This window comes from Parvibaculum sp., assembly GCF_049671045.1.
In the GTDB taxonomy this organism is placed as follows: Bacteria; Pseudomonadota; Alphaproteobacteria; order Parvibaculales; family Parvibaculaceae; genus Parvibaculum.
In genome coordinates this window covers 1-5,449 of sequence record NZ_JBATUH010000081.1, presented here as the reverse complement: position 1 = coordinate 5,449, position 5,449 = coordinate 1, and the positions used below count along the sequence as shown (strand labels likewise).

The following is a 5,449-nucleotide window of genomic DNA, read 5'->3' as shown; positions in this document are numbered from 1 at the left end:
GCTCTGATCCGGAGAAGCAACATGCCCGCATCGACCGAAAGCCCGCTCGTCAGCACCGAGTGGCTGGCGCAGAGGCTCGACGCGCCTGACATCCGCATCGTCGACGGCTCCTGGTACATGCCTCAATCGCAGCGCGACCCCCACGCCGAATATGAGCGCGAGCACATTCCCGGCGCGGTCTATTTCGACATTGACGAGATCGCCGATACGTCGAGCCCCTTCCCGCACATGCTGCCGAGCCCCGAGAAGTTTTCCGCGCGCGTCCGCGCCCTCGGCCTTGGCGATGGCAACCGCATCGTCGTCTATGACGGCGCGGGGCTCTTCAGCGCGCCGCGCGTCTGGTGGATGTTCCGGGTCATGGGCCATGAGGATGTCGTCGTCCTCGATGGCGGGCTGAAGAAGTGGAAGGCTGAAGGCCGCCCGCTCAGTGATGCGCGCTCGCATGCGAGCGCCCGCCACTTCACCGCGCGGCGCAACGCGCTTCTCCTGCGCGACCGCGAGGCGATGCTTCGCAATATCGAGACCTGCGCCGAACAGGTGCTCGACGCGCGCAGCCGCGGCCGCTTCCACGCGGTGGAGCCGGAGCCCCGGCCCGGCCTCAAGGGTGGGCACATACCCGGCAGCCACAACCTGCCCTCGGCCGAACTCGTTCAGGCGGACGGCACGCTGAAGCCCGCTGTCGAATTGCGCTCGCTCTTCGAGACCGCCGGCATAGACCTCTCCCGCCCTGTCATCACCACCTGCGGCTCGGGCGTCAGCGCCTGCATTCTCGCGCTCGGCCTTGCGGTGCTCGGCCATCGGCAGACTTCGGTCTATGATGGCTCATGGTCGGAGTGGGGCGCGGTCAAGGGCATGCCCGTCGAAGCCTGATGGCATCGCCCTCGCCGGTGGAACATGGGCAGAGCGGACAATAATGGGCAAGCGGCACAAGACGATTGTCACCCATCTCGAAATGCGTGCCGAGCCGCGCCTGCTCGCCACACCGCGCCCGCGCGGCGCCTGCGCACTGCTGCGCGCATCGAAGCCGCCGCTTCATTTCTACCGCTATCTCTATGACACGGTCGGCCGCGACTATGCCTGGGTGAGCCGCCGGAAGCTCTCGGACGAGGAGCTCGCATCCATCGTCCATGACGATAATGTCGAGATATACGTGCTCTATCTCGACGGCGCGCCCGTCGGATTCACCGAACTCGATTTCCGTGGCATGCCGGACGCCGAACTCTCCTTCCTCGGCATCATCCCCGAGCGGATCGGCGAAGGTCTTGGCCGCTTCCTCCTTGGCGAGGCGATCTCGCTCGCATGGGCGAGGCATCCCGCGCGCCTCATCGTCCAGACCTGCACGCTCGACCATCCTCGCGCGCTCAGGCTCTATCAGCGCGCCGGCTTCACGCCCTATGGGCAATCGGAAGCGGAGTTCGACGAATAGCTCAGTCACGGTCCGGCTTGTTCGAGCCATCCGCGTCTTCGGGCAACGTCTCTACCCGCGCAAGATCTGCGCGAGGAACGCCTTTGTCCGCTCGCTCTTCGGCGCGGTGAAAAACTCCGCAGGCGGCGCTTCCTCCACGATCTCGCCCTGATCCATGAAGACAATGCGATCCGCGACCTCTCGCGCGAAGCCCATTTCATGCGTGACGCAGATCATCGTCATGCCGTCATTGGCGAGCCCCACCATCACGTCCAGAACTTCCTTGATCATTTCCGGATCGAGCGCCGAGGTCGGCTCGTCGAAAAGCATGATCTTCGGGTTCATGCAAAGCGCGCGCGCAATGGCGACGCGCTGCTGCTGCCCGCCCGAGAGCTGGCCGGGATATTTATGCGCCTGCTCCGGAATGCGGACGCGCTCGAGAAGGCGCATGGCGGCCGCCTCCGCCTCCTCCTGCGGCAGGCCCCGCACCCAGATCGGCGCGAGCGTGCAGTTCTCCAGCACCGTCATATGCGGAAAAAGATTGAACTGCTGAAAGACCATGCCGACCTCGCGGCGCACCTCGTCGATGCGCTTCAGGTCTTCGGTAAGCTCGATCCCGTCGACGACGATCCGCCCCTCGTCATGCGCTTCGAGCCGATTGATGCAGCGGATAAGCGTCGATTTGCCGGAGCCCGAAGGCCCCGCGATCACGATGCGCTCGCCCTCGCGCACCGTCAGGCTCACATCTCTCAGCACATGGAAATCGCCGAACCATTTGTGCAGATGCTCGATCGCGATGGCGGGCCTTGCTTCTGACGACATGATTTCTACCTCACGCGGCCGGCATTGAGCCGCCTTTCGATGAAGACCGAATAGCGCGACATGCCGAAGCAGAAAATCCAGTAGACCAGTGCCGCGAAAATATAAGCCGTCGCCGCTCCCTGCGGCGTCACCCACATGGCGTCGGAAAGCTGCGCCCGCACCTGCCCGAGAAAATCGAAAATTCCGACGATGAGAACCAGCGTCGTATCCTTGAAGAGGCCGATGAAGGTGTTGACGATGCCGGGTATCACATGGCGAAGCGCCTGCGGCAGAATGATGAGCCCCATCGTCTGCCAGTAGCTGAGGCCGACGGCGCGCGCCGCCTCATATTGTCCGCGCGGGATGGCCTGCAATCCGCCGCGCACGACCTCCGCCATATAGGCCGAGGAGAAAAGCGCGACGCCGATGAGGCAGCGCAGCAGATTGTCGAAGCTCACGCCTTCCGGCAGGAAGAGCGGCAGCATGACGCTCGCCATGAAGAGCACGGTGACGAGCGGGACGCCGCGCCAGAACTCGATGAAGACGATGGACAGCGCGCGGATGACCGGCATCTCGGAACGCCGCCCGAGCGCAAGCAGAATGCCGAGCGGGAACGAAGCGACGATCCCCGTCACCGCGACGACCAGCGTGACGAGAAGACCGCCCCAGAGGTCCGTATCGACGCCGACAAGCCCAGGCCTGTCGCCCGCCAGCAGCACAATGGCGATGAGCGGATAGGCGACGGCCAGATAGATGACGTTCCAACGCTTCGCCGGCACGCGCGGGATAAGCAGCGGCACGAGCCCGGCAACGCCGAGCACGAAGGCCGTCATCACCCGCCAGCGTTCTTCCACCGGATAACGCCCGAAAAGGAACTGCTCGATATTTGCCGTGACGAAGGCCCAGCATGCCCCCTTCCCCGGCCCGATGCAGGCTTCGCGGTTTTCCCCGCGCCAGACCGCATCGAAAATCGCCCAGTCGAGAAAGGACGGCACGCTCACCCAGAGAAGATAGAGCGCCAGGATCGTCAGCGCGCTGTTCCACCAGTTGGAAAAAAGATTGAGCCGCGCCCAGCGAATGGCGCCGTCGATCGTCACCTGGGCTCCTCCACCGCGCGCCATCTCAACGCTCCCTGATCGCGACGCGGGCATTGTAGACGTTCATCGCAAACGATGTGGCGAGGCTGATCGCCAGATAGACCGCCATGGTGATGGCGATGACCTCGATCGCCTGCCCGGTCTGGTTGAGCACCGTTCCGGCAAAGACCGAAACGAGATCGGGATAGGCGATGGCAACCGCGAGCGAGGAATTTTTCGTCAGGTTGAGAATCTGGCTCGTCAGCGGCGGAACGATGACGCGCAGCGCCTGCGGAATGATGACGAGGCGCAATGTCGTTCCGGGCTTGAGGCCGAGCGCATAGGCCGCTTCCGTCTGCCCCTTGCTGACTGAGGCGATGCCCGCGCGGACGATCTCAGCGATGAAGGCGGCCGTATAGAGCGACAGGCCGAGAACGAGCGCCACGAACTCTGGCAAGAGGCGGAAGCCGCCGACGAAATCGAAACTGCCGAATACCGCCGGCTCAAGCCGGAGCGGCGTCCCGCCGATAGCCCAGACGAGCGCCGGCAGGCCGAGAATGATGGCGGCGTTGACACGGGCGGCCGGAAAAACCTTGCCCGTCCGTAGCCGCCGCGCGCGGGCCCATCGGTGAATGAAGAAGGAGAGAGCGAGCCCGCAGGCAAATGCCGCGAGCATGGCGAGCGTCGAATGCGTCGCCTCCATGGCGGGAAGCACGATGCCACGATTGTTGAGATAGACGCCCGGCATCAGCGTCAGGCTTTCGCGTGGCCCCGGCAGCGGCCGCAATATGGCGAAGTACCAGAAAAAGAGCTGCAGGAGCAGCGGCACGTTGCGGAGCATTTCGACATAGGCGCCCGCAAGCTGCGCGACGAGCCAGTTCCGCGAAAGCCTCGCCACGCCGATCGCAAATCCGAGCGCCGTCGCAAGAACGGTCCCGATGGCGCCGACGACGAGCGTGTTCAGCAGCCCGACGAGAAAGGCCCGGCCATAGCTCGACTCTTCCGAATAGGGAATGAGCGACTGGATGATGCTGAAGCCGGCCGTATGCTCGAAAAAGCCGAAGCCCGAGGCGATGTGCTGGCGCTCGAGATTGGCCCGCGCGGTCGACGCGAAATACCACAGCGCGAAGCCTACCGCGAGCAGGGCCGCAACCTGATAGATCACTGCGCGCAGGCGCGGATTGCTCCACGACAACGGGCTCGACTTCCTGCCTGCGCCTTGTTTTCCGGTCACACGTCCCTCGCCATCAGCGAATGGGCGGCGCGTACATCAGCCCGCCATTTTTCCACAGCGCGTTGAGCCCGCGCGGAATGGCGAGCGGCGTCTTCAGGCCGAGGTTCCGCTCGAACATCTCGCCATAATTGCCGACCGCGCGGATCGTGTTCGCGGCCCAGTCGCGCGAAAGTCCGAGCGGCTCACCATAGGCGCCTTCAGTGCCGAGCAGCCGCTTGATCTCCGGGCTCTGGCTCTTCGCCATTTCGTCGACATTGGCCGAGGTGACGCCGAGATCTTCCGCATTGACGAGCGCAAAGAGCGTCCAGCGCACGATGTCTTCCCATTGCGCGTCGCCCTGCCTCACGGCGGGCCCGAGCGGCTCCTTGGAGATGATCTCGGGAAGCACGGCATGGGCCGAGGGATCCTTGAGCTGCAGCCGCAGCGCGTGCAGGCCGGACGCATCCGTCGTATAGGCGTCGCAGCGGCCGCCATCATAGGCGCCCAGCGCCTCCTCGTTCTTCTCGAAAGCGAGGATGTTGTAGCTCATCTTCTGGCCGCGGAAATAATCGGCGATGTTGAGCTCGGTCGTTGTGCCCGTCTGTGTGCAGATGGTCGCGCCGTTGAGCTGCACGGCGCTGGTAATTCCCGACGCCTTCTTCACGATGAAGCCCTGGCCGTCATAATAGATGATGCCGGCGAAATTGAAGCCGAGCGAGGTGTCGCGCGACATGGTCCATGTCGTGTTGCGCGAAAGAAGGTCGATCTCGCCCGATTGCAGCGCCGTGAAGCGATCCTTCGCGCTGAGCGGCCGGAATTTCACCTTGGCCGGATCGCCGAAAACCGCCGCCGCCACGGCCCGGCAGAAATCAGCGTCGATCCCCGCCCAGTTGCCCCTGTCGTCGGGATTGGAGAAGCCGGGAAGCCCCTGGCTCACCCCGCATTGCAGATAGC

The 5,449-nt window shown here is 64.2% G+C and carries 6 protein-coding genes; 2 read left to right on the top strand and 4 right to left on the bottom strand.

What is annotated here, in order from left to right; genetic code table 11:
* Nucleotides 1–21: 21 nt before the first annotated feature.
* Together sseA and WBG82_RS09630 are read left to right on the top strand one after the other, a co-directional pair.
* The gene (gene sseA, locus WBG82_RS09635) at nucleotides 22–870 is read left to right on the top strand and encodes a 3-mercaptopyruvate sulfurtransferase (RefSeq protein ID WP_424424247.1); all 849 of its coding nucleotides are present in this window, start codon (nucleotides 22–24) and stop codon (nucleotides 868–870) included.
* 43 nt (nucleotides 871–913) lie between these two features.
* Complete coding sequence (locus tag WBG82_RS09630; protein ID WP_424424244.1) at nucleotides 914–1,426, top strand: GNAT family N-acetyltransferase; 513 nt, start codon at nucleotides 914–916, stop codon at nucleotides 1,424–1,426.
* Nucleotides 1,427–1,477: 51 nt separating this feature from the next.
* Here the strand turns inward: WBG82_RS09630 and WBG82_RS09625 are convergent, their stop codons facing one another.
* The 4 genes from WBG82_RS09625 to WBG82_RS09610 all read right to left on the bottom strand — a co-directional run.
* Nucleotides 1,478–2,227 carry an amino acid ABC transporter ATP-binding protein gene (locus WBG82_RS09625; protein WP_424424242.1) on the bottom strand — a complete coding sequence of 250 codons (750 nt, stop codon included), beginning with the start codon at nucleotides 2,225–2,227 and terminating at the stop codon, nucleotides 1,478–1,480.
* Nucleotides 2,228–2,232: 5 nt separating this feature from the next.
* Complete coding sequence (locus tag WBG82_RS09620) at nucleotides 2,233–3,327, bottom strand: amino acid ABC transporter permease (RefSeq protein ID WP_424424240.1); 1,095 nt, start codon at nucleotides 3,325–3,327, stop codon at nucleotides 2,233–2,235.
* Nucleotide 3,328: 1 nt separating this feature from the next.
* A complete protein-coding gene (locus tag WBG82_RS09615) occupies nucleotides 3,329–4,516 on the bottom strand; it encodes an amino acid ABC transporter permease (RefSeq protein WP_424424238.1) in 1,188 nt (395 codons plus the stop codon).
* A 13-nt stretch (nucleotides 4,517–4,529) separates the two neighbouring features.
* Nucleotides 4,530–5,449: amino acid ABC transporter substrate-binding protein (locus WBG82_RS09610; RefSeq protein WP_424424236.1), on the bottom strand; the 920-nt coding region annotated here is incomplete at its 5' end.

Bases quoted from the DNA above. Each gene is read 5' to 3' on its own strand.
- sseA (WP_424424247.1), top strand. From the start codon at position 22: ATGCCCGCATCGACCGAAAGCCCGCTCGTCAGCACCGAGTGGCTGGCG.
- WBG82_RS09625 (WP_424424242.1), bottom strand. From the start codon at position 2,227: ATGTCGTCAGAAGCAAGGCCCGCCATCGCGATCGAGCATCTGCACAAA.
- WBG82_RS09620 (WP_424424240.1), bottom strand. From the start codon at position 3,327: ATGGCGCGCGGTGGAGGAGCCCAGGTGACGATCGACGGCGCCATTCGC.
- WBG82_RS09630 (WP_424424244.1), top strand. From the start codon at position 914: ATGGGCAAGCGGCACAAGACGATTGTCACCCATCTCGAAATGCGTGCC.